28 protein-coding genes are annotated in these 26,665 nt (G+C 45.1%); 14 read left to right on the top strand and 14 right to left on the bottom strand.

Annotated features, from left to right (window positions below):
- Nucleotides 1–55: 55 nt before the first annotated feature.
- Both MJ761_RS04570 and MJ761_RS04565 read right to left on the bottom strand, forming a co-directional pair.
- Entirely contained in the window at nucleotides 56–706 is a 651-nt protein-coding gene (locus MJ761_RS04570; protein WP_093092038.1) for a site-2 protease family protein, read from the bottom strand.
- 65 nt (nucleotides 707–771) lie between these two features.
- Nucleotides 772–1,392, bottom strand: a complete 621-nt coding sequence (locus MJ761_RS04565; RefSeq protein WP_093092036.1) for an L-threonylcarbamoyladenylate synthase — start codon at nucleotides 1,390–1,392, stop codon at nucleotides 772–774.
- A 180-nt stretch (nucleotides 1,393–1,572) separates the two neighbouring features.
- On the opposite strand from MJ761_RS04565, the gene MJ761_RS04560 reads away from it, so the two are divergent.
- From MJ761_RS04560 to MJ761_RS04525, 8 genes are all read left to right on the top strand, one after another.
- On the top strand, nucleotides 1,573–2,040 hold the full coding sequence (locus MJ761_RS04560; protein ID WP_093092034.1) for a macro domain-containing protein: 468 nt from the start codon (nucleotides 1,573–1,575) through the stop codon (nucleotides 2,038–2,040).
- A gap of 26 nt (nucleotides 2,041–2,066) precedes the next feature.
- Nucleotides 2,067–2,522: a GNAT family N-acetyltransferase gene (locus MJ761_RS04555; protein WP_093092032.1), complete on the top strand. Its 456-nt coding sequence runs from the start codon at nucleotides 2,067–2,069 to the stop codon at nucleotides 2,520–2,522.
- A gap of 342 nt (nucleotides 2,523–2,864) precedes the next feature.
- Nucleotides 2,865–4,001: an RNA ligase RtcB family protein gene (locus MJ761_RS04550; RefSeq protein ID WP_093092030.1), complete on the top strand. Its 1,137-nt coding sequence runs from the start codon at nucleotides 2,865–2,867 to the stop codon at nucleotides 3,999–4,001.
- Nucleotides 4,001–4,609 (top strand): peptide chain release factor H, encoded by a 609-nt coding sequence (gene prfH / locus MJ761_RS04545; protein ID WP_093092028.1) that lies wholly within the window; start codon nucleotides 4,001–4,003, stop codon nucleotides 4,607–4,609. Before MJ761_RS04550 ends, prfH begins: the two co-directional genes overlap by 1 nt.
- Before the next feature lie 336 nt (nucleotides 4,610–4,945).
- On the top strand, nucleotides 4,946–5,590 hold the full coding sequence (locus tag MJ761_RS04540) for a DUF421 domain-containing protein (RefSeq protein WP_093092026.1): 645 nt from the start codon (nucleotides 4,946–4,948) through the stop codon (nucleotides 5,588–5,590).
- A gap of 794 nt (nucleotides 5,591–6,384) precedes the next feature.
- Nucleotides 6,385–6,672 (top strand): co-chaperone GroES, encoded by a 288-nt coding sequence (gene groES / locus MJ761_RS04535; protein WP_037405031.1) that lies wholly within the window; start codon nucleotides 6,385–6,387, stop codon nucleotides 6,670–6,672.
- 62 nt (nucleotides 6,673–6,734) lie between these two features.
- Nucleotides 6,735–8,381 carry a chaperonin GroEL gene (gene groL, locus MJ761_RS04530; RefSeq protein ID WP_037490223.1) on the top strand — a complete coding sequence of 549 codons (1,647 nt, stop codon included), beginning with the start codon at nucleotides 6,735–6,737 and terminating at the stop codon, nucleotides 8,379–8,381.
- Between the two features lie 771 nt (nucleotides 8,382–9,152).
- Nucleotides 9,153–9,317, top strand: a complete 165-nt coding sequence (locus MJ761_RS04525; protein ID WP_093092024.1) for a YegP family protein — start codon at nucleotides 9,153–9,155, stop codon at nucleotides 9,315–9,317.
- 304 nt (nucleotides 9,318–9,621) lie between these two features.
- Here MJ761_RS04525 and rnhA read toward each other — a convergent pair whose 3' ends face one another.
- Both rnhA and MJ761_RS04515 read right to left on the bottom strand, forming a co-directional pair.
- Nucleotides 9,622–10,056 (bottom strand): ribonuclease HI, encoded by a 435-nt coding sequence (gene rnhA, locus MJ761_RS04520; protein ID WP_037405035.1) that lies wholly within the window; start codon nucleotides 10,054–10,056, stop codon nucleotides 9,622–9,624.
- Nucleotides 10,057–10,089: 33 nt separating this feature from the next.
- Nucleotides 10,090–11,496, bottom strand: coding sequence for an FAD-binding oxidoreductase (locus MJ761_RS04515; RefSeq protein WP_093092022.1), 1,407 nt, complete (start codon nucleotides 11,494–11,496; stop codon nucleotides 10,090–10,092).
- 127 nt (nucleotides 11,497–11,623) lie between these two features.
- On the opposite strand from MJ761_RS04515, the gene MJ761_RS04510 reads away from it, so the two are divergent.
- The 6 genes from MJ761_RS04510 (at nucleotide 11,624) to purF (ending at nucleotide 17,188) form a co-directional block, all read left to right on the top strand.
- Nucleotides 11,624–11,977 carry a hypothetical protein gene (locus MJ761_RS04510; protein WP_093092021.1) on the top strand — a complete coding sequence of 118 codons (354 nt, stop codon included), beginning with the start codon at nucleotides 11,624–11,626 and terminating at the stop codon, nucleotides 11,975–11,977.
- A gap of 12 nt (nucleotides 11,978–11,989) precedes the next feature.
- Entirely contained in the window at nucleotides 11,990–12,478 is a 489-nt protein-coding gene (locus MJ761_RS04505; protein ID WP_093092020.1) for a protein YgfX, read from the top strand.
- Nucleotides 12,478–13,782, top strand: a complete 1,305-nt coding sequence (gene folC, locus MJ761_RS04500) for a bifunctional tetrahydrofolate synthase/dihydrofolate synthase (RefSeq protein ID WP_093092018.1) — start codon at nucleotides 12,478–12,480, stop codon at nucleotides 13,780–13,782. The genes MJ761_RS04505 and folC overlap by 1 nt, the downstream gene beginning before the upstream one ends.
- A 45-nt stretch (nucleotides 13,783–13,827) precedes the next feature.
- The gene (locus MJ761_RS04495; protein WP_093092016.1) at nucleotides 13,828–15,057 is read left to right on the top strand and encodes an SPOR domain-containing protein; all 1,230 of its coding nucleotides are present in this window, start codon (nucleotides 13,828–13,830) and stop codon (nucleotides 15,055–15,057) included.
- Between the two features lie 15 nt (nucleotides 15,058–15,072).
- The gene (locus tag MJ761_RS04490) at nucleotides 15,073–15,570 is read left to right on the top strand and encodes a CvpA family protein (protein ID WP_093092014.1); all 498 of its coding nucleotides are present in this window, start codon (nucleotides 15,073–15,075) and stop codon (nucleotides 15,568–15,570) included.
- Between the two features lie 82 nt (nucleotides 15,571–15,652).
- Nucleotides 15,653–17,188: an amidophosphoribosyltransferase gene (gene purF, locus MJ761_RS04485; protein WP_093092012.1), complete on the top strand. Its 1,536-nt coding sequence runs from the start codon at nucleotides 15,653–15,655 to the stop codon at nucleotides 17,186–17,188.
- A gap of 178 nt (nucleotides 17,189–17,366) precedes the next feature.
- Here the strand turns inward: purF and MJ761_RS04480 are convergent, their stop codons facing one another.
- From MJ761_RS04480 to MJ761_RS04435, 10 genes are all read right to left on the bottom strand, one after another.
- On the bottom strand, nucleotides 17,367–18,437 hold the full coding sequence (locus MJ761_RS04480; RefSeq protein ID WP_100150229.1) for a zinc-dependent alcohol dehydrogenase family protein: 1,071 nt from the start codon (nucleotides 18,435–18,437) through the stop codon (nucleotides 17,367–17,369).
- A gap of 314 nt (nucleotides 18,438–18,751) precedes the next feature.
- Entirely contained in the window at nucleotides 18,752–19,333 is a 582-nt protein-coding gene (locus MJ761_RS04475; protein WP_037405048.1) for a ferritin-like domain-containing protein, read from the bottom strand.
- 841 nt (nucleotides 19,334–20,174) lie between these two features.
- Nucleotides 20,175–20,759, bottom strand: a complete 585-nt coding sequence (locus tag MJ761_RS04470) for a tail fiber assembly protein (protein ID WP_239392865.1) — start codon at nucleotides 20,757–20,759, stop codon at nucleotides 20,175–20,177.
- A gap of 9 nt (nucleotides 20,760–20,768) precedes the next feature.
- On the bottom strand, nucleotides 20,769–21,488 hold the full coding sequence (locus MJ761_RS04465) for a phage tail protein (RefSeq protein WP_239392864.1): 720 nt from the start codon (nucleotides 21,486–21,488) through the stop codon (nucleotides 20,769–20,771).
- 3 nt (nucleotides 21,489–21,491) lie between these two features.
- Entirely contained in the window at nucleotides 21,492–22,058 is a 567-nt protein-coding gene (locus MJ761_RS04460; protein WP_093093127.1) for a YmfQ family protein, read from the bottom strand.
- Nucleotides 22,055–23,110, bottom strand: a complete 1,056-nt coding sequence (locus MJ761_RS04455; protein ID WP_093093129.1) for a baseplate J/gp47 family protein — start codon at nucleotides 23,108–23,110, stop codon at nucleotides 22,055–22,057. Before MJ761_RS04455 ends, MJ761_RS04460 begins: the two co-directional genes overlap by 4 nt.
- A gap of 13 nt (nucleotides 23,111–23,123) precedes the next feature.
- The gene (locus MJ761_RS04450) at nucleotides 23,124–23,474 is read right to left on the bottom strand and encodes a phage GP46 family protein (protein ID WP_037406360.1); all 351 of its coding nucleotides are present in this window, start codon (nucleotides 23,472–23,474) and stop codon (nucleotides 23,124–23,126) included.
- A gap of 54 nt (nucleotides 23,475–23,528) precedes the next feature.
- Complete coding sequence (locus MJ761_RS04445) at nucleotides 23,529–24,161, bottom strand: phage baseplate assembly protein V (protein WP_093093131.1); 633 nt, start codon at nucleotides 24,159–24,161, stop codon at nucleotides 23,529–23,531.
- 13 nt (nucleotides 24,162–24,174) lie between these two features.
- The gene (locus MJ761_RS04440) at nucleotides 24,175–25,350 is read right to left on the bottom strand and encodes a phage baseplate assembly protein (protein WP_093093133.1); all 1,176 of its coding nucleotides are present in this window, start codon (nucleotides 25,348–25,350) and stop codon (nucleotides 24,175–24,177) included.
- Complete coding sequence (locus tag MJ761_RS04435) at nucleotides 25,340–26,665, bottom strand: DNA circularization protein (RefSeq protein WP_239450458.1); 1,326 nt, start codon at nucleotides 26,663–26,665, stop codon at nucleotides 25,340–25,342. Before MJ761_RS04435 ends, MJ761_RS04440 begins: the two co-directional genes overlap by 11 nt.

Here is a 26,665-nt window from a genome sequence, read left to right as displayed (position 1 = left end):
ACAAAGTCTGCGGCCTGATACAAGTTGTCATCACTTATTGCGGCATTAAAAATACTCAGAACAGATCAATTAAGATTGCCATCATTGACATAACCAAATTGACAAATGGCCGTAGTATAAAAGACAGTACGCCACTGATAATCATAAATATAATAATCCATGTGCCATACGGTTCAAGCTTGCGGTACTGCATCGAAGCACGAGGCGACAGAAAGCTGTCAACAAAGCGGGCGCCCGGCTGCGGCGGAATCGGCAGCAGACTGAAAAAGCAGAACACGGCATTAAACCGCATACCCATTATTCCCATCAGCATCATTGGTTCCTGAAAATACTCCGGTACCCAGCGACTGATAATCACCACAATCGTCCAGCCTAGACACATCAGCAGATTGGCCAGCGGGCTGGCAATGGCCACCAGACGCTCACCCTTGCGCAGATTAGTGAAATTACGCGGATCAATCGGTACCGGCTTGGCCCAGCCAACCATAAAATAACCCTGCAAAACAATCAGCGTAAAGGCCGGGACAATAATTGTTCCAACGATGTCAATGTACTTAGCCGGATTCAGGCTAAGCCTGCCCATCGTTTCAGCCGTACGGTCTCCACAATAACGTGCCATATAGCCACAGGCCGCTTCTGAAAGAGTAATGGCCAGTAAAATTGGCAAAATGGCCAACAATAGAAAAGCCAGATCAAATTTCTCCAAGGTACAATCCTTAAAACATAAATAAAAACCATCACACTAGGCACGATATAGTACCAGTTTGTCCTTTACAAACCAAATACAGCTGTATCACCTTTGCCTGCACGCACCAGTGTAATGCCTTCAGTCATATCAATTACCGTTGTCGGCTCCGTACCACACCAGCCGCCATCTATCACCAGATCAACCGTATGTTCCAGTTGATCACGTATCTCATACGGATCAGTTAAAGGTTCACTTTCGTGTGGCAGCATCAGTGTACACGATAACATTGGCTCACCCAGATTCTGTAATAACGCCAGCGCAATCCGATTATCCGGTACACGTAAACCAATGGTTTTGCGTTTGGGATGAAGCGTACGGGCAGGTACTTCTTTAGTTGCCTGTAAAATAAAAGTATAACTGCCCGGCGTTGTGGCTTTGAGTAAACGAAACTGGCTATTATCCACTCTGGCATAAACACCCAGCTGGCTTAGATCATGGCACATCAATGTAAGATGATGTTTCTGATCAATACCACGTAAACGCAGAATCCGTTCCATTGCCTCTTTGTTACCTAGCTGGCAGCCCAGTGCATAACAGGAGTCAGTTGGATAAACAATTACACCGCCATGACGAATAATATCCGCTGCCTGAGTAATCAGGCGTTCCTGCGGATCAGTAGGGTGGATAGCAAAAAATTGTGCCATAAATGATTTCCTCTTCTTGTGTTCATCATTGCAATCAGTTATTGTAAACATAAGCGTGCCACCCTGATAAGCTTAATATGCATCTACTAGTCTTCAAGAGGTGTTACAGGCAATAAACAGACGCAGCACATACTCAGGCGGGCAATAAAATAAACAGAAATTCTGCGAGAAAAACTTATTATGCAGCCTGAAATTATCAGTGGAGATTTACTGGAACAACCTGTCGAAGTTATTGTCAATGCATGGAACCGGAATATTATTCCATGGTGGTTACTATTGCCACAGGGGGTATCTGGTGCCATCAAGCGAAAAGCCGGCTACGCACCTTTTCGCCAGCTAGGCAGAGCAGGGGCGATCAAATTAGGTTCCGCAGTCGTTACCAGTGCCGGTAAATTACCTTATCAGGCCATCATTCATGTGGCCGGCATCAACATGTTCTGGCGCGCCAGCGCTTATTCAATCCGAACATCAGTTATTTCCGCCATGAACATTGTTAATACCCAGAACTATGCGTCTGTTGCTTTCCCACTGATTGGCGCCGGTTCAGGCGGTTTCAGTCCGGAGCAGGCACTTGAGCTTATGCAGGAAACATTGTTACCGATTGAAACCAACGCACGGGTTATTATTGTTAAATATATGCCCACTTAATCAATAACTGCACAAGAAATTATTAAATGGTTGATCAAATTTCTATTGTTCGGGCAACATCAGAGCAGCTCGATGCTGCTGCTTTACTGTTTGCTAGCTATCGCCAGTTCTACGGTCTGGCTGATAATCAAACAGAAAGCAGAAAATTCATTCAGGAAAGACTGGAGAAGCAGGATTCAGCCATCTTCATTGCCTATCATCAGCAACAAGCCTGCGGATTTGTACAGTTATATTTTTCCTTTTCTTCATTATCAATATCGTCCACTATAATCCTCAACGACTTGTATATCCCTGTAAACCATCGGCAAAAGGGCATCGCCACCCAGCTCATGCAATACGTGAAAAAATTTGCCCATGATGGTGGCTACAGTGGCATTTCATTATGCACCGCCAGTGACAATCACAAGGCAAGAGCCCTATATGAACAGGCGGGATATCAAATTGATAATCAATTTGTTTATTATTTTTTAAACTTAAAATAAACCCATAACAAAAGTGCCCGAAATAGCCAAACAGTAGTGAAATAGCCACACAATATTAAACATACTCAGCCTATCAGAATAAAAATGGCTGATTATTTTTGACTATCCGTAGAACATAATTTACAGTACGCCACTCTATCAAATCATCAACATTGCAATGGAAAGGAATAATTATGCTTGTACTACCTATCCCTTGCAGGTCAATCCAGGGCTAATCACCTCCTGATCCTTGGCTTCGGCCTGCCAATTTATTCTTCAGCACGCTAATCCTGTTCAGCCCCGATGAACATGGCTGGCTATTGCTTGCTTATTACCAAATAAAAATAATTGGAATGGATCAGAATGGGCAATTCTATTCAGCCGCTGGCGGACAACATCACCCTGATAGCAACACCAGAACTCTGGTTAGAGGGCGAGGCCATCCAGCAGCTACAAACAACAGCAACACTTCCCAATATTAAATTGGTAGCCGGTATGCCGGATTTACACCCCGGTCGTGGTTATCCGGTAGGTGCAGCTTTTTTTACTACACAATATCTTTATCCGGCACTCATTGGCGGAGATATCGGCTGCGGCATGTCATTATGGCAAACCACAGTAAAAATCCATGCCATGAATCAGGCCAAACTGATTAAACGTCTGGGCAATATCGACCAGCCCCTGTCTGAAGCAGAATGCATCAGCCTGTGGCCGGATATTCAGCCACTTGCGGAACACACGTATGCTTCCGGTACCATTGGCGGCGGCAATCACTTTGCCGAACTGCAAATGCTGGAAACCATTTATGCGCCGGAAACTGCCCGACAAATCGGCCTAAATCGGCGGCATCTGCAACTGATGGTGCATAGCGGTTCGCGTGGTCTGGGCGGTGTGATTCTGGATAAACACATTCGCCAGTATGGCCATCAAGGTTTAGTTGCCGATAGCGCTGCTGGCAGCACTTACCTGATGCAACACAATCAGGCTCTGGATTATGCACAACAAAACCGTGAGCTGATTGGCCGGCGCATACTGGCCAACCTGCGCGCACAGGGACAGAAACTGGTAGATATCAGCCACAACTTTATTGAGCCAGTCACCATTAACGGTGAAAGTGGCTGGCTGCATCGCAAAGGTGCCGCAGCAGCCACGAAAGGACTGGTGATTATTCCGGGTTCACGCGGTGACTTCAGCTATCTGGTGCAGCCACTGGATACAGCATCCGCCCTGTATTCACTGGCACATGGTGCCGGTCGCAAATGGCAGCGCTCAGCCTGCAAAGGCAGACTGGCAGCGCACTATACCGCCGAACAACTCACTCGTACCATGCATGGCAGCCGCGTAGTTTGCTGCAATCGTGAACTCCTGTACGAAGAAGCACCACAGGCATATAAATCAATTGATAGTGTCATTACCGCCATGGTGCAGGCAGATTTAATCCGACCAATAGCCCGCTTCAAACCGGTAATCACCTATAAAGTTCAAACGGAGAAAAAATAATGCAACTCTTACAATTATCTGCCGCTTATGGACCGGCTGAATGCTGTCTGGCAGTGGTAAAAGCGTTGGCACGCTTACAATATGAGGCTAAACAAATGCAGGTGAAAGTTGAAATTGTGGAGCAGGAGCCAGCTAAACATGGACTGCATTCAGTACTGCTTACCTTGGAGGGTGCACAGGCCAAGGCATTGGCTGATAGCTGGCAGGGCACCATTCAATGGATTTGCCCCAGCCCTTATCGACCGCAGCACAAGCGCAAAAACTGGTTTATCGGAGCAAGCTGTTTTAGCCCAACTATTCAGCAGCAGTCTGATGAAATTATCTTCGAGACCATGCGCGCATCTGGAGCTGGTGGTCAGCACATTAACAAAACCGAATCAGCAGTCAGAGCCACCCATGTGGCTAGCGGTATCAGCGTTAAAGTGCAAACTGAGCGCAGCCAGCATGCCAACAAAAAACTCGCTGTTCTGCTCCTACAGCATAAGCTGGCACAGCGGGCGCAGCAGTTACAGGCAAAACATAAAGCTGCACAACATAAGCACCATCACCAGATAGCGCGCGGTAATCCGGTGCGAATATTTACCCAACTTGATTTCAAACCTTTATAGTCGTCTACAGGCAACCAGATGTATTCATGGTTGCCTGCCAGATATAGCAAGCAAATAGCCGATATATTAGCCCTATATTCGGTCTCTTAATAAAATAGTTAAGAGACCGAATATAGGGCTTTTAAACACGAATTTATAATAACTAGCTTTGTGAAAAAGCATATGAGAAAATTAATGTAAATAATTAATAAAAAACAGGTGGCTACCATAGTCTGTTTCAGATATAACAGATACAGTATCAACACAATATCTGGCAAAACGCTACGATTGTAAAAAAACAATCCATGCAAATCATGACTAGATAAAACATCTGTTGTGCAGACAAAGGAAGCTATTATGAATCCCATTTACATCAATATTATCTTTAAAATGTTGGTAGCGTTTTGCATATTGCTGGTGTACATCAATTTATCCGGTAAAGGATCTCTGGCACCGATTTCTGCCATCGATCAAGTAGGTAATGTGGTTCTGGGGGCGATTATCGGCGGCCCTTTATATAATCCTTCCATCAGCATAACATTACTGATGAGTGCATCCATTTTCTGGGCAGGACTGCTATTACTTGTGCGTTATGCTACATTCAAGCGCAATATTGCTAAAGATTTTGTCGATGGTACCTCAATACGCTTGATGAAAAATGGCATCGTACAATCACAGAATTTTCGCAAAGCCAAATTGTCGATCCGCGATTTCATTATGTTATTGCATCAGCGCGGCTATCCTAGTCTGGAAGTACTCAGTGATGTCTGGTTTGAATACAATGGTCAGATGACAGTGGTCAAAAAAGGCGATCCGGCTATGGCTGTAGTGGTAATTGAAAACGGGGTGATTAATTATCCCAGTCTGGAAGCAGTGGGGCATGATGAGGAATGGCTGGAAAAAGAACTGAAACGTTTGGGACAAAAACTGGATGAGGTTTTTCTGGCCGAAGTGCATGAACAGAAACTCTGGGTTTATCCGGATGTGAAAAATGCCAGCTGAAATCACCATAGCACTTCTGCTTTGAAGTCAGATGGCTGCATCATTTCATACGTGTAGATGCAGCCGTAGCTAGTGAAATTAATACAGAATGCATTATAAATTAACCAGATATCTGTTTAATTCATAACATACAGTGGTCATGCTTAGTTATTGCTGTTTCTAAGGCTAAAATATTTGTTTTGCATTGATGTTCTTATCGCTAATGCCATAGGATTTAGTAAGTTATTTAAAAAAACTGATAACCTGATAGACAAGGTTTTTCTGGTTTGAGTATGTGTTTCTTTGACAGATAAGTGTCAATATTTTTCTCTTTTGTCTTTAGTTGCTGAGATACTTTGTTGATGGATAAGGCTTCAGTATGCAGTTGCAGTAAGCTTTCTGATGTGCTGAATGATTGCTTATTTGTTAATAAATTACCTAATTAATCATTAGGCAGGCCGATCTAGCAGTTAAATCTAAGTTGACATTAGGTTTGTCTGGAAATCTATATCCTGTTTATCTGCAAAATAGAAGTATTGTTCTGGGGATGTATGTGATATCTGGTCAGACTGATTTTGCGGATGTAAATATATCCGGATTGCTGATGATGCTATGTAGCTGTAATAACAAGCTAATCTGTGAATTTAGCTAAGCGTTTGTAAGAAATGGGAAAAAAATTATTCCAGTTACTCTTGAATTGTGAGCAGCTAACCTTACCTTATTTAGCGACTTGAATTTTACGCCCCGCAATTGATGCGGGTTTGTATTAACCAACTTTGCAGTGCTGCAAGCACTAAAGATGTGGAGAAGATTATATGACTATTCGTCCTTTGAATGACCGCGTTGTCGTAAAACGTTTGGAAGCTGAAGAAAAAACTGCTTCTGGTATTGTGCTGCCGGGTTCCGCTGCTGAAAAACCAGATATGGGGGAAGTACTGGCGGTAGGTAATGGTAAGTTACTAAAAAATGGTGACCGTCAGAAATTGGATGTTAAAGTTGGCGATAAAGTGATTTTTGGCAAATACAGTGGCCAGACCGTTAAGGTAGATGGCGAGGAATTGCTGGTAATGCGCGAAGAAGATATTTTCGGTATTGTTGAATAAATTATTTATTCAGATATTAAAATTTTATTGCGTAATTGATTATTTAAGATTAGGAGTTACAAATGGCAGCAAAAGACGTGAAATTCTCTGATGAAGCTCGTCAGAAAATGGTTGCTGGTGTCAATGTATTGGCTGAAGCAGTAAAAGTAACTTTAGGCCCTAAAGGCCGCAATGTGCTGTTAGACCGTGCCTTTGGTGGCCCACACATCACTAAGGATGGTGTGTCTGTTGCTAAAGAAGTGGAATTAAAAGACAAATTCGAAAATATGGGTGCTCAGCTGGTTAAAGAAGTAGCTTCTAAAACCAATGATGTGGCTGGTGATGGTACAACTACCGCTACTGTGCTGGCTCAGGCGATTGTGACTGAAGGTATGAAATATGTTACCGCCGGCATGAATCCGATGGATTTGAAACGCGGTATTGATAAAGCTGTTGAAGCTGTTATTGCTGAGCTGAAAGCCATTTCCAAACCAGTACCGGAAAAATCTAAAGAGATTTCTCAGGTTGCTTCTATTTCTGCGAATGCAGACGAATCTATCGGTGAAATCATTGCCAAAGCCATGAATGAAGTGGGCAAAGAAGGCGTAATTACCGTTGAAGATGGCAAATCACTGGAAAACGAAGTAGAAGTGGTTAAAGGTATGCAGTTTGACCGTGGCTACCTGTCTCCTTACTTCGTAACCGACGTGGAAAAACAGATTGCAGGTCTGGATAGCCCATACATTCTGTTGTTCGATAAAAAAATCTCTAACATCCGTGATCTGCTGCCAGTTCTGGAACAGGTAGCTAAAACCAGCCGTCCGTTGCTGATTATTGCTGAAGATGTTGAAGGCGAAGCGCTGGCTACACTGGTAGTAAACAATATCCGTGGTATTCTGAAAACTGTTGCTGTTAAAGCTCCGGGCTTCGGCGATCGTCGTAAAGCCATGTTGCAGGATATTGCTATTCTGACTGGCGGTACTGTTATTGCTGAAGAAGTAGGCTTGTCTCTGGAAAAAGCCACTCTGGAAGATTTAGGTCAGGCTAAACGCGTAGAAGTAGGTAAAGAAAATACCACTGTGATTGATGGCTTGGGTGACAAAGCTGCTGTTGAAGCTCGTGTTGCTGAAATCCGTAAACAAATCGAAGTGGCTACCAGCGACTACGATAAAGAAAAATTGCAGGAACGCGTGGCTAAACTGGCTGGCGGTGTGGCAGTAATTAAAGTTGGTGCTGCTACTGAAGTTGAAATGAAAGAGAAAAAAGACCGCGTTGATGATGCTCTGCATGCTACCCGTGCTGCCGTAGAAGAAGGTGTGGTAGCTGGTGGCGGTGTTGCACTGTTGCGTGCCCGTGCTGCAATCAAAGACCTGAAAGGCGCTAATGCTGATCAGGAAGCCGGTGTGAAAATCGTTCTGAAAGCAGTTGAAGCACCGTTGCGTCAGATCGTTGCCAATGCTGGCGATGAACCAAGCGTTGTAGTGAACAATGTGTTGAATGGTTCTGGTAACTATGGTTACAACGCTGGTACTGGTGAATACGGCGATATGCTGGAAATGGGTGTGCTGGATCCTGCTAAAGTTACCCGCACTGCCTTGCAGCATGCTGCTTCTATTGCTGGCCTGATGCTGACTACTGATTGCATGATTACCGAATTACCGGAAGATAAACCTGCTGCGCCTGATATGGGTGGCATGGGCGGTATGGGTGGTATGGGCGGCATGATGTAATGTTGCTTTAAGCACTCAGCTTAGTTAGGCAAAAGCCGGATATCAAAGATATCCGGCTTTTGTGTTGGTTAACAAAAGTGTTGATTTAAAATATTGAAATAGCCAGTATGGGGTGGTAAGTCTTAGAAATCGCTTCAGTATTTTGCTATTAGGCTGTACGGGCTGTTTATTTTAAAAAAATTTAATGCTGATATTGGTATATATCCGATATCAGCATTAGTTATTCTGTAGCTTTATTCCTGTAAACAGGCTATTTCTTGTTGGGAATATTGTAGATATTGATGGATGCTTTCAGCATTGATTTGCGTTAGATTCTACTTGGTGCAGAATTGTTGCAATTTATGGCTTCTTTTTTATGGCTCTTTAGTTCACACAAGGCTGCACAGGTTTGAATCTGACCAGTTTGACGATTTCAAAATGGATGATTCTGTGCATCAGTGCCAGCCAGATAGGCAGTTGGGGTATTGCTAATAATCTGCATGTTCCAGACTAATGGTATCGCTGGATTGGTATGCTGGGGAGAGTTGCTTTGATGGTGGTTATGCTGTCCTGTGTGGAAACACTAATGAGGATGGTGTATGCAGATTAAATTGAATTAATCAAAAATAGTTAGAAAATAATTATGTTGATTGATAAGATATAAATAATATTGAAATTTAGTCTGCTGTTTCTATATTCATTATTGTTTTATCGTATTTGGAGATATGCTAGAGCCTAATAAGTTTTTGGTTTTAAGTATTTTGTTATTTAAGCTTAATTTTGAGAAATTGTATGAATGATAAATGGGAAATTTATAAAGATCATGCTAATGAATGGCGCTGGCGTCGCACAGCTTCTAATGGCCGTATCGTGGGAACATCTACTCAAGGTTATGTAAATCGTAATGATTGTTTAGAAAATGCACGCCGCAATGGTTACACCGGCGACTTAGGTTGATTATTAATTGTATTGGTTTGAATGTATGCTTTTAATGAGATAACTGGGGAGTAATATGCTGCTATTTGGTATATTGCTTAACCATTTAACTTGATAATATGATAACAGGATATTGCAAGATATCCGGTTTGTGTTTGTTTAGAATAATATAAAGAATACATGTTGTAAGATTATGGTGGAAGTTAATAATTTCAGCGATCAGTGGAAAGGTATATATGGTAAACAATTGAGTTATTAAGGTTAGTTTATATCTATCCTTAATATGGATAATAAAGCAGCTTGGTGTGATGACAATTGGCTATGATTATTTAATCAGTTCAACACCGCGATTGGCCAGTTCATCCGCTTTTTCATTACCCGGATTGCCGGCATGGCCTTTTATCCAGTGCCAGTGTACCTGATGCTTGTTCACTTCAGCATCCAGTGCCTGCCACAGTTCGACGTTTTTAACTGGCTGCTTCGATGCGGTTTTCCAGCCGCGTGCTTTCCAGTTGTGAATCCATTCCTGCATGCCGTTTTTAACGTATTGGGAGTCAGTATAGATGTTGACGATACAGGGGCGTTTCAGGGCAGCTAGTCCCTGAATTACTGCGGTTAGTTCCATGCGATTATTGGTGGTGTTGGCTTCGCCACCAAAGAGTTCTTTACTGTGTCGGCCGGATTGCAGGAAAGCTCCCCAGCCACCCACGCCGGGATTCCCTTTGCAGGCGCCATCGGTATACAAGGTAACTTCACTCATGTTCATAAGCAATTTTGAAAAGGACTAACTATATCATGCCTGAGGCGGTAGTACTTTGCCGGGGTTGAGAATGCCTTGTGGGTCGAGGTATTGTTTTTGTGCCCACATCCATTTGATTTCTGCGTCGCTGCGTACTCGTGGCAGCCACTGATTTTTTAGTTGACCGATGCCATGTTCGGCAGCAATGCTGCCATGATGGCTTAATACTTGCTCATATATTAGTTGGTTAATGCTGTCTTCGTAATGATAGACGTCATTGCTCCGAATGTCGGCGATAAAAACATTATAATGCAGACTGCCGTCGCCAAGATGGCCAAACAGGATAGTTTTAGTTTGTGGAAAGGTGCTGGCCAGTTGTTGCTGGCAGTTTTCGACAAATTCAGCAACATGTTCAATTGGTACTACAATGTCATGTTTGATGCTGGCGCCCAGATTACGCTGTGCTGCGGATATATTTTCGCGTAGTGTCCACAGATGCTGACGTTCATTTTCTGATTGAGCAACCACGGTATTTAGCCAGTTACCCTGTTCAAGTACGCTGATTAAGGGTTCGGTTAAGTCCTGTGCAGGCAGACTATCGCTCAGTTCTAACAGAATATGCCAGTTGGCGCTGGTAGGCTCGCGTAGCTGGCTATAGCTGGCTGACAGGCTGAGGGCAGCCTGACTGATTAATTCGTAGCTGGAAAGGCGTTCGGCAAAGTGGTTTTTTAGTGCAGATAACAGGCTGGTGGCAGCGTGGATATTTTCTACTCCAACCCAGGCTGTTAATACGCTTTGCGGTGGTGCAAACAGTTTTAGGGTAGCAGCGGTGATAATGGCCAGTGTGCCTTCGCTGCCGATGATTTGCTGATACATTTCGTAGCCGCTGGTGTTTTTATGCAGTGGATATAGGTGGCTTACCAGCTCGCCATTGGCCAGTACATATTCCAGCCCCAGTACCAGATCGCGCATGGTGCCATAACGTACTACATTCAGACCACCGGCATTGCAGGCGATGTTGCCTCCTATCTGGCAGGAACCTTCACTGGCCAGACTGAGTGGAAAGTAGCGGTTGGCATCACGCGCTGCGGCCTGAACTTCTGCCAGTATCATGCCTGCTTCTACAGTAATGGTGTTGTCAGCCAGATTAAGCTGGCGCACGCGATTGAGTTTGCTCAGTGATAGGATAATACCTTTACCGGCGATGGAGGCATGGGGGGTGGCACCACCACATAATCCGGTATTACCGCCCTGTGGTGTAACGGGGATATGCTGCTGCTGGCAGTAGCGCAGGATGTTTTGCACACTGCTGACGGTATGAGGTTGTAATACGGCAAATACTTGTCCATGATACCGGTTGCGCTGGTCGGTGCAGAAAGGGGCGATGAGTTCGTTATCGGTGAGGATTTCACTGGGGGTGAGTATCTGTCGTAATCGGGTAAGGTGAGTAGCAGTTGGCATGGCAGTTATCCCTGTGGAGACGATAGGCTGATTGTAAGGCAGGTGTAGCTGGCAATGGTAAATATACGCTATCAGGCAAGGTTTACAGTACAATATTGCTATTCATTCATATTAGTAAGGAAGTGGCATGTATTTTGTTGATCGCAGTGCCGTGGTGCTGAAACCTGCTCAGGCTTTTCTCGACTGGTTGCAAAATACCAGTGATGACTTGCCTGATTTAACGCTGGCTCAGTTACAGAGTAATTGTACTACGTTGCTGGTGCCGGAATTTGAAACTCCGGAACAGGTAATTGGTTATATTGGTGAGCGCTTTATGCTGATTTTTGAAGCTGAGCTGTCTGGCTGGGAAATTGACCGCAAGTTGTGGCCGGCAATAAATATTGACCAATTCTGGAATTTTTTCACGGTTGAGGTACACGATATGGTGCTGGATCTAGTAGATACCGATTTGCAGGTATCACCAGTTTATGGTGAAGCGTAAGCGTACGCGCTGATGTCAGCATGTATTGTGCGCTTGCGGCCGTCTTTGAGTGCCCGATGTCTAGCGGTGGGTATGCACGGGCTGGCATTAGGTGTCATTATGCTGTATAGCACGGGCTGGCAACGTGTATTATGGTTGCTGGCGTGGATCTTTTCTGCATTGTGGGCAGGTTATGGATTACGCCAGACTCAGGTGAAACGGATTGAAATCAGCCCGCAGGGACAGGTAAGTTTGGTGTTTATGCACCGGAAAACTGCTATGCCGGCTATTCTGTGCTATGGCAGTATGATCAGGGCGAAAATGATGGCCATGCAGTGGCAAACGGCCAGCGGTAGGGTATACCAGCTTCTGCTGCCGGATATGATGGATGCTCAGGCATGGCGGCGCTTACAGGTATGGGGACGCTGGTGCCAGTTGCACAAGGCAGAGCCTGGTTTAAGGCAATCAATTTTGAATAAGGTTATTCATTGGTTCAGGCTGAAGGATAATAATTTAAAATAATGACACAGAAATTTCACGCAGCCGAATTGGCTCAATGGCTGCAATATCTTGAAAACGGAGTTGCTGGCGGGCAGATTGAAATGGGGCTGGCACGTGTAGAGGCCGTTCGTGAACGTATGCGGTTACAGCCACAATGTCCACTGATTGTGGTCGGTGGAACTAATGGCAAAGGTTCGGTTTGCGCCTATCTGACACAGATTTATCGTGAAGCCGGCTATCGGGTTGGTACGCTGACCAGTCCTCATTTGTTGCGTTTTAATGAACGAATTGCCATTAATGGGCAGGCAGTTGCTGATGAGCTGATTGTCGCTGCGTTTGAACGCATTGAGGCGGCACGGGCAGATACAGTATTGACTTATTTCGAATTCAATACGCTGGCTGCGGTAGCTATTTTTGTGCAGCAGCAGGTAGATGTGATGGTGCTGGAAGTGGGGTTGGGTGGCCGGCTGGATGCGGTAAATATATTTGATGCCGATGTTGCGGTGATTACCAGCATTGATCTGGATCATGAGGCATTTCTGGGCGACACGATAGAAAAAGTGGCGTTTGAAAAAGCGGGTATTATGCGTTGTGGCAAGCCGGTGGTGTGTGGGCAGTTGCCAGTGCCATGCAGTTTGGCGGCACAAGCGCAGACAGTAGGAGCGGATTTACTTCTGATTGGGCGAGATTTTGATTACCACAAACAGGGGTTGCAGCAGTGGTCGTATCGTTTTCATCCGCAATCTGACAGTTTGTATGCTGCTGAGCATGCCCGCCATGCTTTACCGATACCGGTATTACGCGGTGATTTCCAGATGAATAATGCAGCCTGTGCGTTAACAGTGCTGGCGTGCTTGTCTGAATATCTGCCATTGGACATCGGTGCGATTAAGCGTGGATTGTTGCGTGTGCGTCATCCGGGACGGTTTCAGATATTGCCTGGCCAGCCTCTTACCGTGCTTGATGTCGGGCATAACCCTCATGCGGCACGAGCATTGCGCAGTAGCCTGATTACTTTGCCCTATGCAGAAAAACGTATAGCCATATTCAGTATGCTGGCGGATAAGGATATTGATTCGGTTCTGGAAATTATTAAAGACCAGTTTGACTGCTGGCTGATTGCGCCGCTGGATTTACCACGTGGTATGACTATAGAAGCATTACAGCAGAAATTTACTCAGCATGCTATTACTACTGTAACTGCTTATCCTTCGGTTCGGGATGCTTATGTATCAGCTTTATCGCAAGCGGGTAAAAATGATAGAATTGTGGTGTTTGGTTCATTTCATACGGTAGCAGAAATAATGGATTTACCATCGCAGTAATATTGGAAAATAGAAGTGGATAGCACAGAGGAGTTGGTGAATTAAATGAATGCACAGGAAAATTATGAACAGTTGAAACGGCGTAATCGACGCCGCTTGGTAGGAGCATTACTCATGGTGGCCATTGCTGCCATATTGCTGGCTATTATGCTGAGCCGTCGTACACCACAACCAGTACCGGCTCCGCAACTGGATATTATGGCTGCTTCTGCAAGTAAAGCGGCCAGTGCGGATACGCAATCCACTTCTGCCGTAATACTGGAACCGGTGGCGAGCGCGCCGGCATCTTCTGTAACAGTACCTGTTGCCGGAGTGAATAGTACGGTGCCAGAAGCGTTGATTGCGTCTGAAGCTAAATCTGGCAGTGCTGTATCTGGATCAGCTACAACACCTCAAATGGCTACACCGCATGCGAAACGTACTGAAACAGTTACTACAAATGCTGCTCCAGTGAAAACACCTGCTCATACTCAGACCACGCAGCAGGGTGAGGCAAATTCGGCATCTAACAGACCGTCTTTGCATTCAGCCAGATCGGTAGCTGAAAACGGTGTAGTGGCCAGTGTGCCTGCTGATAAAAAAGCTCTAGAAAAAAAACGGTTGCATAATACACAAAATGTACCGGAATCCAGAACCAAAGGTGCTATAACCAGACCAGCTGATATGGCAGAGAAAAATACAGCGGGGCAGGTGACTAAAGCCACAAACAGCCAAAACCATACTGAAGTAACGGCGAAGCAAAACAAAAAAAACAATGAAGCGGCAAGTACCGCTGGAAAGGCAACAGCTAAATCCGCTATTACTGGTGCGGAGAAGAAAACGGCAACAGCACCTAAAACTGTCAATAAAATGGTGGCACCGGCAAAACAGGCTCCTACAGCTAAACCGGCCAATAATGCAGGCCGTGCGAAAAACGGTGCCGCAGCAGATAAACTGACACCGCAGCAGATACTGGAAAATAAAGCCGCCGGTACGGTGACCAAGAAAGCTGGATCTAATCAAGGTTCCATCAGTACTACTTCCACCAGTAACAGTAAAGCAGTTGTGGAACGTACCGTAATTCAGATTGGTGCCTATACTACTGAGGCTCAGGCTAATCAGGTGCAGCAAAGGCTGGCGGTTGCCGGTGTGGCCACTACTATAAGCAGCAGCCAGACCAGTAAAGGTACGCTGTATCGGGTACGTAGCCGCGTTTATAATAGCCGCAGTCAGGCGATGCAGAATCTGGATAAAGTGCGTGCGGTAGGATTGGATGGGCTGGTAATTGGTTTATAGGAAGTTGATACTGGCATGACAGTGTTTGATGTATTGTCTCTAGGCCTGATTCTTTTGACTACGCTGGTTGCCATGATGCGTGGACTGGTGGGTGAAATAGCCTCACTACTATGCTGGGTTGTAGCCTTTATCGGTGCGAAGGTACTGGCCGTGCCTGTGGCCAATCTGGCCTTTACCAGTATGCAACCGCAGGCACTGGCTACTTCGTTGTCTTTTGTGCTGGTATTCGGGGCTTTATGGATAGTGCAGCGTCTGTTGCGTGCGCTCATTACTTCGGCACTGCAAACCATAGGGCTGGGCGGGGTTAATCGTATTCTTGGAGCCTGTTTTGGAGCCGTTAAGGGGGTTATTATTGTTACACTGGTGGTGCTGATATGTACTTTTACTGATTTACCGAAATCACCTATGTGGCGCAATTCAGTCACGGCAGGTATGTTTGAACAGCTGGCGATGCTGGCAGTGCCGTATTTGCCGGCTTTTCTTGCTGATAAGCTGAATTCACCATCGGTATAACGGTATGAATAAGGTAACCAGATACAACGCGCGTTTTAATGATAAAAACGCGCGTATTTATTTGTCTTAAATGGAGAGAATGATGTGTGGTGTGTTGGGAATTGTTGCGCATGAACCGGTAAATCAGCTTTTGTATGATGGTTTACAAATGCTGCAACACCGAGGACAGGATGCAGCCGGAATTGTAACTGCTGAGGGTACAATGTTTCATATGCATAAAGGCCGTGGTATGGTGCGTGATGTATTCCGTACCCGCAATATGCGAGAGCTGGTTGGCAATATTGGCATTGCTCATGTTCGCTATCCGACTGCCGGCAATGCCAATTGTAGTGCCGAGGCGCAGCCATTTTATGTTAATTCACCTTTTGGTATTGTACTGGCACACAATGGTAATTTAACCAATACCGAAGAGCTGTTCAAAAATGTGTGTTTTACTGATTTACGCCATGTCAATACCCGTTCTGATTCTGAAGTATTGCTTAATGTGCTGGCTCGTGAGCTGGAAAATCAGGTTGGCAATCGTACAGCACTGACGCTGACAGATATTTTTGCAGCAGTCTCCACTTTGCATAAACGTGTGCATGGTGCTTATGGCGTAGTGGCACTGATTGCTGGCTATGGAATGCTTGCTTTCCGTGATCCGTTCGGGATTCGGCCACTGTGTCTGGGTAGAAGAGTACAGAACGGACATACAGATTATGTGGTGGCTTCTGAATCCGTGGTGTTTCCGAGTCTGGATTTTGAACTGGTACGTGATATAGCACCCGGTGAAGCCATTTTTATCAGTAATGAAGGACAATTGTTTTCACAGCAGTGTGCTCAGGAATCACACCTGATGCCCTGTCTGTTCGAGTATGTATACTTTGCTCGCCCGGATTCAGTGATTGATGGAGTATCTGTATATCAGGCGCGGCTGAATATGGGCGTTACGCTGGCGGAGAAAGTAAAGCGGACGCTGGATTTACAGGATATTGATGTGGTTATGCCCGTGCCGGATACCAGCCGCCCTAGTGCGATGGAGCTGGCACAGCATCTGAATAAACCCTTTCGTGAAGGGTTGTTTAAAAACCGCTATATTGGCCGGACATTTATCATGCCCGGGCAGGCAGTACGCAAAAAATCAGTACGGCAGAAGCTCAATCCGATGAATTATGAGTTTAGCGGTAAAAAAGTTTTGCTAGTGGATGATTCGATTGTGCGTGGTACCACTAGCCGTGAAATTGTGGAGATGGTGCGTGAAGCAGGGGCGACAAAAGTTTACTTTGCCTCTGCTGCACCGGCGGTATTGTTCCCCAATGTTTATGGGATTGATATGCCTACCCGGGAGGAATTGATTTCTTATCAACGCAATGCTGAACAGGTGGCTGCTGAAATCGGTGCGGATGCCGTGGTGTTTCAGGATTTATCCGATTTGCAGGCTGTGGTGCTAAAACTGAATCCGCAGATTGAAGGATTTGACAGCTCTTGTTTTGATGGGCGCTATATTACTGCTGATGTGGATGAGGCTTATCTGCAACGCCTTTGTGCAGATAAGAATACACTGGGCACTTCTTTTGTGATACCGGGTCTGATTGAGCACAGTGTCAGTGTGCGGGAAGATGAAGACGAAGAGGAGTAAGCCGATACTATTATCTGGATCCGTTTAGCTATTCAATTGCTGTGAGAAGATTTATTTGCTGATAAATTAAGCTAATAGAATGGGAAGATATTCAAGCGGTAGTCAATTGAAAAGCAGCCTTTATGGCTGCTTTATTATAGAAATCAGATATAGCCATTGAGGCTTATCCGGCTACTGTTCAGTAATCAATAATCACTTTCATGGCTTTTTGGTCTGCGGCATGTTTGAATACATCATAAGCTTTTTCCAACTCGTTAAAATGGAAATGATGGGTCGCCAGCTTTTCCATAGGCAGTTTGCCTGAGCAACAGGTTTTTAGCAACATACCAGTGGTATTGGCATTGACCAGACCGGTGGTAATGGTGAGATTTTTAATCCACAGTTTTTCGAGCTCAAAATTTACTGATTGTCCGTGTACGCCTACATTGGCGAGATGACCGCCTTCTTTCACCACGCGCTGGCAGATGTCCCAAGTAGCACTAAGTCCAACTGCTTCCATGGCGCAGTCTACGCCACGGCCATTGGTGAGCGCCAGCACGCGTGCCACTGCATCTTCTTTAGCAGAATTGATAATCTGGGTGGCACCCAGTTCTCTGGCCATGTGCAGACGATTATCGTCCATATCAATCATGATAATCTGGCTGGGTGAATACAATTGCGCGGTTAATAAACAGCTCATTCCTACTGGGCCGGCACCAACAATGGCAACGGTGTCACCGGGTTTGACATCACCGTATTGCACGCCGATTTCATGCGCAGTGGGAAGGGCATCAGATAGCAATACAGCAACATCTTCATTTAAATCTGCCGGTAATCGGTAAAGAGAGTTATCTGCAAATGGTGTGCGCACATATTCAGCCTGTGTACCATCAATCATATAGCCCATTATCCAGCCACCACCATTCTGGCAATGTGCATAAAGCTGCTTTTGGCAATTTTCACAGGTACCGCAGCGGCTGACACAGGAGATAATGACTTTATCACCTTTCTTAAAGTTTTTAACACCGCTGCCAGTTTCTTCAACTATGCCAATACCTTCATGTCCCAAAATACGACCATTGAATTTACCCGCTTTCTGGATGGCAGTTTGCTCAATTTCTGGATTTTTGCCTTTCCAGATGCCCAGATCAGTGCCACAGATGGTGGTTTTGGTTAAACGGATAACTGCATCAGTGGGTTCGATAATTGCCGGTTTGGCGCGCTCTTCGAATCTTATGTCCCCAGCACCGTAGTACACCATTGCTTTCATACTCTTTACTCCTTTAATTATTAAAAAAATCATCCGGATAGCTATACTACCAGAATTATCATACGCTTTACTCATTGTAGTACAAAGATAGCCTATACAAAATTTTATTACTGGCTGTTGTGGCCAAAAGGTTTGTTTATTTTAATCTGTCTCAAGTTTTAGCTATTTACTACCGTAGTCATGTTTATTATTTTAAAATTATGGACAGTTTGACAGGTATTAAAGCTGCTATTGTGTGATGAAATGTGCTGTTGTGGCTAATTTGACAACAAAAAATATCCGTGGGTTTGACACGGATATTTTTTATTCAGCAATTAAATTATTTTGTCTGATACTGGCTTGCCATCCAAACCTTCCATCATGTCAGATAATTCATCGGCATGGTCTTCTTCTTCGGCCAGAATATGTTCCAGCATACGTTTGGTCGTGGTGTCATAATCGCCAACATACATAATTGTCTGCCGGTATAAGTCAATGACAATGCGTTCTGCAATTAAGTCTGCTTCCACCATGTCGCGCAAGGTTTCGCCTTCGATGTATTCGGTAGGTGAGCGCTGAATAAAAACATCAGGATTCAAATCCGGCTCGCCACCTAGCTGGGTAATGCGCTCAGCCAGCATGGCCGCATGTTTCTGTTCTTGCTGGGCGTGTTCCATAAATTCTTCTTTTACTGCATCCATAAACAGGCCACTAGCCATATAGTAATGGCGTAAATAACGCAGCACACACACCCATTCTGAGGCTAATGCGATATTGAGCAATTCAATTACCCGCTCAACATCCAGTTCATAAGTTGATGTTACCGCACCGTCCTGATAACTTTTGCGTGCGTTGGCACGCAATTCTTCGGTAGTGCTGAATTTAATATCACGTTTTAGTGGTTTGCGTTTGTTCATGTTTTATCTCCTTGCTTATACGAGTAGTTCTCGGTTTGTTGTCCAATGTTCCATTTGTAAGGTAGCTGATTACATAAGTTGTTGTCTATGCAATTATTTTTAATATAGGTAATAGTTGGATGAATATAATTGCATAATGTATATTTAAACGTTTTAAATTTTAATATTTAATATTTAAAGTGAAATTAGATTAATAATTACTGAATAACTATTTTTGATATCAGTGATATAGCACCACATTATTACTTTATTTGCCTGTATGTTTTAATTTTTGAGTGCTCAATTTATTGCGATGGCGGGTGGGTGCAGCCAAGCTGATATCCAACGACAGAATAAAGCAGTAACGGATTTTTTCAGGTGTAAGTTTATCGTTTATCAATACAACTAATACTCGGGATATTAGATATGATAAATTAAATTTTGTTTGATTGATAAATATAGATTTGTAAATCAGATATTTAGCTAAGATATTATGCTTAAATTTAAGAATGCAGGCAGAAGAATCTGATGATGATTTCTTAAACTGTTTAAAATTGATGATAAAAATAAAATATAAATTTTGTTATTGATCAAGTTAGATAAAGAAAGGCAGCCAGTTATGGCGCGTTCAAGCTTGATACTTAATTTGCTAGTAATTGCTGTTTATTTTGCTTGGATAGCCTGTGGTGGCGCTGTATTATCGGTATAGTTAGTTTACTACATGCCCCATATTGCCCAGTGGCAAACAATAAATGCTGATTTCACGCCACCAATTGTAGGACGGCGAAAACTTTTACACCTTTTTGCTGATTCTTTTGTACCGCGCCAGCAATCTCGCTGGCGCATTCTTTTGTACTTTTTATTACTCTTCCGGCGTGCGCGGCAATTCAGAAATTAAACCTTTCTGATACTTCAATAAAGCAGCTCGATACCTCCGCCAAGCAAGTAATCCCTTTTCTGCTTCTGTGCTTTCTTCTTCGGTATCAGCAAAATCAATCATATCTTGATATGCTGCTATTTTTTCAGTAGCAACCGATAGCAAGGTATTAATTTTCGCCTTTCGTTTTTGCTGCTGTTTCTGTGCCTCGGCTTCTGGCGACATAACCCATTTATTTTCTTTTTCTGCCCAATGATGGAAAGAATCAGGACGAGGAGTGTCTGTCACTGTTTCCGGCAATTTGCCCGGCTCATCGATTACTACTACTTCTCCAGTTTCTTTGCTATAAAAAACTTCGTAGCGATGATCTTCAATATATTGCCACTCTGTGTCGCACCACTGCGCAACATAGCCAACTCTTAATTCTGGCGGTTCGGCTTTAATGCATAACCTTGGTAATAGATAATGTCCATTATTTTCTAATGGGTCTAAATCTGCTGTAGTCATACCAACAAAGTAGTTGTTTTCGTCTAGTTGACATACAGGAATAGTGGGAGCATATATTTTCATTTTTAATCCTTAAATTTTGATACAAGCAAGTAAAGCAATATTCCGTGGTCGCGTTTCTGACCCTCCTGATACGCCTCCGTAAATCTCACCGCCTAACCCGACTGTTGATAGCTCGGCACCATAAGTTATAGAATTGCCTATATCAGCATTTGCTGATCTATAAGGGCCAAAAGAATGGCTATGTGCCGCCATCATATCCAACTGATAAGAACCCAATGCCCGACCCGTATCAACTCCTCGCCCATCATCCCAGCCGCGTAAGAACTCTCCACGCAAATCCGGCAAATTAAATGTAGTTTTACCGTCTCCTGCACCAAAGGTAGTACCAATGGCAGCAAACAGGTTGGCATAAGTTATCCGTGATATTTCAGCACCATTGGCTTTTAACCAGCCTGTAGGCGCAGTCGATATAGCAAAGAACTGAACAGCACCAGCAGGTGTTGCATTAATATCCTGAGTGCCATCAAAAGGCACACCATTGATATTTCGCGCCGTTTGCAACCGTGTGGCTTGTGTAGCAAATTTTGCCGTGCTATTACTAATTATCAGTTTAATTGCGTTTACAACCTGTTTTGTATTAGCTTTTTCGGGAATAATGCCAGCTTCACTTAATACTGCAATCAATTCTTGCTGGATTTGATTCAGCCAGCTGGCTGGCAATATAGTGCCCAGTTCGCTTATTCCGTCACCATCATGAAACAGTCCATCTTGCGTATCAATTGGATACATAATTTATTTGTCCTTATATGTAAAACGTATATCGGTAAATGCTGGTTTTAGTTCTTTTAATATATTTTCGATAATTACATCGCCATATGCTGCTAATCTGTCGCCTGCTGCCGATATGCCTGCACGAAAATTTGTGGTGCGATTGTCTGCATTTTTAATATTTACCCACCACACCCACATAATGTCTTCACGCGCCAGCCTGTCGCCGGCACGGCTAATACCTGCACGAAATGGCTGCGGTTCGGTTATATTGATGTCATAACCAATTGAGGCTGCCATCTTTTTGAAATAGGGGATACTTAGTCCGCCGGTTTCGTTAATTTTTGCAATAACCGCCTGTATTCTCTGTTGGCCATTTTTGCCGGTGCTGTCCAGATTAAGCACTTCTTCCCAGCGCACGATATAGTTCCCAGATGTGCGCGGGTCTATCACGCCCAATTTGCGACGGGCAGCATTTTGTACTTCATCCAGACAGTTGCCATCAATTCTGGCAGCATTTCTTACCGCTAGCGCGGTACGGTTGTATGCGACTGGCGGCAATAGTCCTAGTAAGGTGTTGGTGTAATTCATAACATGCTCACATCAACCTTACCCAGCATAAACCATTCAATTTTTTTACTTGTCTCTGCTGTCAGATTGGTTGTTGGCTGGGTCATTTTTCGGTCAGTAACGCTGGGTACGTCACTAATAACTGCTTCCAACTGTGATGCAATCACGCTATCACCGGGTTTTATTGCGCTAAAATGCTCCTGCAAGGCTTGTCTGATATCTGCGGTTGCTCTGTCAAGGGTTGCCCCGAATAAGCGCACTTTAACTTTAACATCAACCTTGGTCACCTCCGGTTTGATTACAAAGCTGTTTTTAGCTGTAACCGGTCGCACTGAATCAATATAATCCTGTACTTTGCTGACTATCTCATCGCTGGGTACATTATTGCCGCTGGTGATGACAATATCTACTGTACCCAATCCGCGATGCAAAGGGTAAACATAGGCACTGCTTACGCCATCTACGCTCAATGCCCATGCTTTGTAATCGTATTTATTGCCACCAGCCGGCGGGCGGCGCAACAGTTCCAATAGGCGTGCCAGTAATGCGCTGTCTGTTTCGGTATCGGTGCCACCAACAGCTTGCTCAATCCGTACATCTGTGGCAACACCGGGCGGTGCTGACATAAATTGGCCGGCTACAGCCTCGTGCTGATTGGCAGCGGTACCCGGTTCGGTTGCAATAATCTCAATTGTGGCAGTACCTTTTATACCAATCACGACAGCAGTGCGCACCCGATAAAAGAGGTTGCCACACCTGATTTGCACATCCGCAGGTATGGTGGCACCGGTGTTACCAGTTACACTGGCTGTGCCGGCGGCCAGTGTGGCATTTTTTCGGCGGATACCGCGCAGGTTACAGTGCCGTTCCAAATACTCGGTATCAGCGGTATCTGGAAAAAACTGTTTTAATATCCACGCCTGATGCGCATACTGACCAGTAGCACAGCTGGCCAGACTGCTGGCACGGATATAGTTGTCGCTGTCTGCGGTTACATCTGCATCAGGATTCAATGACACGGTATCGCGTAAAATTGCGGCGCGTATCTCGTCAAAGGTGGGTATGTCCTGCATGTTTAAATTCCGTTTAAATTACTTTTATTGGGCAGTTAAAAGTAAACTTTTCGCCTGCCTGCTGGGTTACTTCAATATGCAGATGAAGTCTGCCGTTATGCGGTTGTACGGTGGTCACTTGGATATCTGCCGCGCGGCCATCATTAATCAGCGGCTGCAATGCCTGCTCCGCATACTGTTTGGCCAGCAAGCTGACGCGCTGTACGTCTTTTTCTCGTTCAAGGGTGTACAGTAGTGAGCCCAGATTGACGTCAGCCCAGTAGCTGCCGCGCGGCGTCATTAAGCGCAGGTACACAGCGTTTTGCAGGTTGTTTATGCTTTGGCCTGTATAGCTGCCTGTGCGCGTGTCGATTTCTCTATCCATGACTGGTATTTTAGTAACTTGACCTGTATGGCTATAGCTGTCTGCGTTCAGCAGTTAAACTGGTTTACCCACGCCCATGGTATGGTCATGATTGGTTAGGCTGATACTGCCGGCAGTTACATCGCCAGTAGTGGAATAGCTGCCGTCTGTCTGTGCGATATTGCCGGAAAAAGTAGCACCGCTGCCACCTCTGACCGCCATGCCACCATTACCGTTAATCTGGCCATTGGCAGTCAGCTGCTGCGAACAGTTGACGTCAGGAGCGGTAATATTGACACCGGCACTGGCATTGATGTTCAATTCATTGCAATCGATATTGATGACTTTTCCATTTTTAAGGGTGATGGATGCGCCACTCTGGTTATAGATGGCCACTTCACCCGGTGCCAGTGATTTAATCCGGTAATCACCGTTTTCTGTGGCGATAACAATACCATGCGTGGTGGTACCGCCCAGCGGGATGATAATGGCTTCGGTTCCCGGTGGCGGGTTGCTGGTAAAGCCAAATTGCTGGACGTGTTCGACATCCTGCAAGGTTTCGTCAGCAAGGCCGGCTACCTGTGCCGTTTGCATTGGTTCGCTGGCATTAACCCGGTTTAGCACACCTCTAAATGCTTGTCTGACACTGGTTTGACTATCACTGATGATTGACCTTGTGCGTTTGGCCAGTTTTGCAATACTGCTCATAATTATCCTTGTGTTATAAAACGGCCAAATCGGTCGGTTTAGATTTACGCTTGCGTCCGCGCCGTTTTTTGTCGCGGTCTGTGACACCTTTGCGCTTGCCTTTGCGCCCACGGGCACGTTTCGATTTTTCGTTATAGGCATCTGGTATCCAGACACCGTCTTCTTTCAACCTCAACTCTGTACAGCTACCGCTGTAACGGTTAAGCATAAACCGGCGTCCCATGAGGAAAAATATGGCATCAATGCCTTGTTCTTCGTCTATAACATGGACACGTTGCCCCGGTGTCCATAGTGTGCCGTCCTGCGTCTTGTGGTCAGGTACGGTTATGGTCAGGGTAAAGCCCTCCAGTCGCCAGTCTGCAAGCTTCTTTTTGGCATGTTTCTGTAGCTGCTCCAGATTTTCAGCATCGTGTATAACTTCTGTTCTGGGCTTGTGTAGGGTCATGGTAGGGTCTTTGTATACCCACTTTAAATCATGCTTAGATTTATCCCCATGCTTGGTATGACTTTGCCCTAAAAAAGTAACTTCGGAATAGCGATTTTCGGTGTTATATTCAATTTCAATACTTTGCAGGTTACGTCTGTTATCGGTACGGCTATGGCACAGGGTGGCAACCGGCGGGCTGGTATAGTCAGCACCGCCTACAATCAGGGTGCCATCCGGCTCCATCCAAGCATGCAAGCCGACGCTGTTGGCCAGTTTAATTAGTGTCTGCCATGCAGTTGTACCCGGTTCGATATCAATCTTGGTTAAAACTGGGTTCTTTTCGGCCTTTAATACGACGTTTTTAATGGCTGGCCATGGTGCAGCAATTTTTTTGGCCGCAGCCAGTATGGTCATACCCTGATAGTTAATCTGCGCTACGCTGCAATCAACCAGCAGGCCAGCCAAATCACGGCCGGCAAAATTGATGCTGCGGTCTCCTTTGTACACTGATTCACGCTGCCGGCCGATGATGCCTGTCATCACTAACTGGTCATTAATCAGCACTTCGCATTGCAATGAACTGTAGTCAGCCAGTTTGGGCTGATTTTTGGCAAGATTGGTTTCAAAGTTGAATGCATCTGCCGGTATCAGAAAATCACTGTCAATATCATAGCTTAACCAGTCCTGATGCTCTTTGCCGCCAACTCTGACTGTAACCTTGTTGCCGTATGGGTAAGGTAGTCGATTATCATTATTTGACATAGTAATTAATCCAGTCGTTACGCTGAATAAATGCCGGGTGCTTGAGGTGTGGATTGAGACGCATCAGCTCAGCTGCGCGCTGCATATCGCCGTAAAAGGCATGGGCAATCTGGTGGATGCTCCCGTCCATACCGGCGGGCTTAACGCGCAACGGCGGCTTTTGATTGATGACAGCCATAATCAGGGCGTTAAGCTGCGCTGCGCCATCCTTGAGCCGTGCACTGGTCAGGGTAACTTGTGTGTAAATGTTTGCGGCCTCTGGGCTTTTTGCAGCCGTTGCGGTGCAGTAGGTGGTGCGCAGTTCATCTATGGCTGTCTGTATGCGTTTGCGCATATCATTATTGATGTGCATTAACTCGCTGGCCGTTACCTCGTCACTATCCTGTTCTATCAGTTCGATGGTGATTTGCAGCAATATATTAATGCTGATTAACTGCAATGCCTGTGCTACTGGTCGCATTTGCTGTGATGTAACTCTGCGCACATGATTACCGGCCTCATCGCTATTGTCGCCGGTATCCTCTGTGGTGAGGATTTGCTCCGGTATTCTGTTTAGTTCATCGACGCGATTAGTTAGTACGTCGTACATTTGCTGAGTTGTTAAGCTGTCTGTCCCGTGGCCTGCATCATTGTTTAGTCCATCGCTGACCATATCGGCCAGTGACCGGGTCAGCCTTGCTGCGTCCTGCCCAAATGAGGCAGCAGAAAAGATACCACCGGTAAAATAGGGCAGCGGGTCAAGGTCAAAGAATCTGCACACACTGCCAACCACACCACAAAAGGCTGCATACAAGCCATTGGCACTGCCCCAAATAGCTGAGACAGCATTCTTGACGCTCATGATGGCATCAACATATTCCAGCAGCTGCTGGGTATAACCATCCAGCGTACTGATTATTTCCTCAATCTTGCTTAAAAAAGTATTTTCAAACAGAAAAATCGGCTGTGATTCTTTAGTCTCGCGAAAGGTCACATCAATGGCAACATAATTCACATTGTCAGCTTCGGTACGAAATGACCAGCTGGTTGCAATCATGTCCTGCATCACGCCAAATATCGGATGTATCAATACACCTGCGCCCGGTTCTTCCAGTGCCTTGAGCAACTTCAACAGGCGGGTATCAAAGTTGGCACCAAAATAGACGGCTGATATCTGACACTGCCGTCCCTGTGTGCCCATGTCTTCCAAATCCGTACCGGCAGCAAATGGCCGGCCATGTTCCGCCAGTACTTTGCTGTTGCTGTCATTGATTGACAATACATCAAAGCCAATATTTTTATAACTGGCCGGCTGTAAATTGTTTGTCCATGCCAC

It is taken from the genome of Snodgrassella communis (assembly GCF_914768045.1).
In the GTDB taxonomy this organism is placed as follows: domain Bacteria; phylum Pseudomonadota; class Gammaproteobacteria; order Burkholderiales; family Neisseriaceae; genus Snodgrassella; species Snodgrassella communis.
The sequence above is the reverse complement of the archived record's forward strand: the minus strand, read 5'-3'. Positions and strand labels throughout refer to the sequence as shown.

Bases quoted from the DNA above. Each gene is read 5' to 3' on its own strand.
- MJ761_RS04565 (WP_093092036.1), bottom strand. From the start codon at position 1,392: ATGGCACAATTTTTTGCTATCCACCCTACTGATCCGCAGGAACGCCTG.
- MJ761_RS04560 (WP_093092034.1), top strand. From the start codon at position 1,573: ATGCAGCCTGAAATTATCAGTGGAGATTTACTGGAACAACCTGTCGAA.
- MJ761_RS04555 (WP_093092032.1), top strand. From the start codon at position 2,067: ATGGTTGATCAAATTTCTATTGTTCGGGCAACATCAGAGCAGCTCGAT.
- MJ761_RS04550 (WP_093092030.1), top strand. From the start codon at position 2,865: ATGGGCAATTCTATTCAGCCGCTGGCGGACAACATCACCCTGATAGCA.
- prfH (WP_093092028.1), top strand. From the start codon at position 4,001: ATGCAACTCTTACAATTATCTGCCGCTTATGGACCGGCTGAATGCTGT.
- MJ761_RS04540 (WP_093092026.1), top strand. From the start codon at position 4,946: ATGAATCCCATTTACATCAATATTATCTTTAAAATGTTGGTAGCGTTT.
- groES (WP_037405031.1), top strand. From the start codon at position 6,385: ATGACTATTCGTCCTTTGAATGACCGCGTTGTCGTAAAACGTTTGGAA.
- groL (WP_037490223.1), top strand. From the start codon at position 6,735: ATGGCAGCAAAAGACGTGAAATTCTCTGATGAAGCTCGTCAGAAAATG.
- MJ761_RS04525 (WP_093092024.1), top strand. From the start codon at position 9,153: ATGAATGATAAATGGGAAATTTATAAAGATCATGCTAATGAATGGCGC.
- rnhA (WP_037405035.1), bottom strand. From the start codon at position 10,056: ATGAGTGAAGTTACCTTGTATACCGATGGCGCCTGCAAAGGGAATCCC.
- MJ761_RS04515 (WP_093092022.1), bottom strand. From the start codon at position 11,496: ATGCCAACTGCTACTCACCTTACCCGATTACGACAGATACTCACCCCC.
- MJ761_RS04510 (WP_093092021.1), top strand. From the start codon at position 11,624: ATGTATTTTGTTGATCGCAGTGCCGTGGTGCTGAAACCTGCTCAGGCT.
- MJ761_RS04505 (WP_093092020.1), top strand. From the start codon at position 11,990: ATGTCAGCATGTATTGTGCGCTTGCGGCCGTCTTTGAGTGCCCGATGT.
- folC (WP_093092018.1), top strand. From the start codon at position 12,478: ATGACACAGAAATTTCACGCAGCCGAATTGGCTCAATGGCTGCAATAT.
- MJ761_RS04495 (WP_093092016.1), top strand. From the start codon at position 13,828: ATGAATGCACAGGAAAATTATGAACAGTTGAAACGGCGTAATCGACGC.
- MJ761_RS04490 (WP_093092014.1), top strand. From the start codon at position 15,073: ATGACAGTGTTTGATGTATTGTCTCTAGGCCTGATTCTTTTGACTACG.
- purF (WP_093092012.1), top strand. From the start codon at position 15,653: ATGTGTGGTGTGTTGGGAATTGTTGCGCATGAACCGGTAAATCAGCTT.
- MJ761_RS04480 (WP_100150229.1), bottom strand. From the start codon at position 18,437: ATGAAAGCAATGGTGTACTACGGTGCTGGGGACATAAGATTCGAAGAG.
- MJ761_RS04475 (WP_037405048.1), bottom strand. From the start codon at position 19,333: ATGAACAAACGCAAACCACTAAAACGTGATATTAAATTCAGCACTACC.
- MJ761_RS04470 (WP_239392865.1), bottom strand. From the start codon at position 20,759: ATGAAAATATATGCTCCCACTATTCCTGTATGTCAACTAGACGAAAAC.
- MJ761_RS04465 (WP_239392864.1), bottom strand. From the start codon at position 21,488: ATGTATCCAATTGATACGCAAGATGGACTGTTTCATGATGGTGACGGA.
- MJ761_RS04460 (WP_093093127.1), bottom strand. From the start codon at position 22,058: ATGAATTACACCAACACCTTACTAGGACTATTGCCGCCAGTCGCATAC.
- MJ761_RS04455 (WP_093093129.1), bottom strand. From the start codon at position 23,110: ATGCAGGACATACCCACCTTTGACGAGATACGCGCCGCAATTTTACGC.
- MJ761_RS04450 (WP_037406360.1), bottom strand. From the start codon at position 23,474: ATGGATAGAGAAATCGACACGCGCACAGGCAGCTATACAGGCCAAAGC.
- MJ761_RS04445 (WP_093093131.1), bottom strand. From the start codon at position 24,161: ATGAGCAGTATTGCAAAACTGGCCAAACGCACAAGGTCAATCATCAGT.
- MJ761_RS04440 (WP_093093133.1), bottom strand. From the start codon at position 25,350: ATGTCAAATAATGATAATCGACTACCTTACCCATACGGCAACAAGGTT.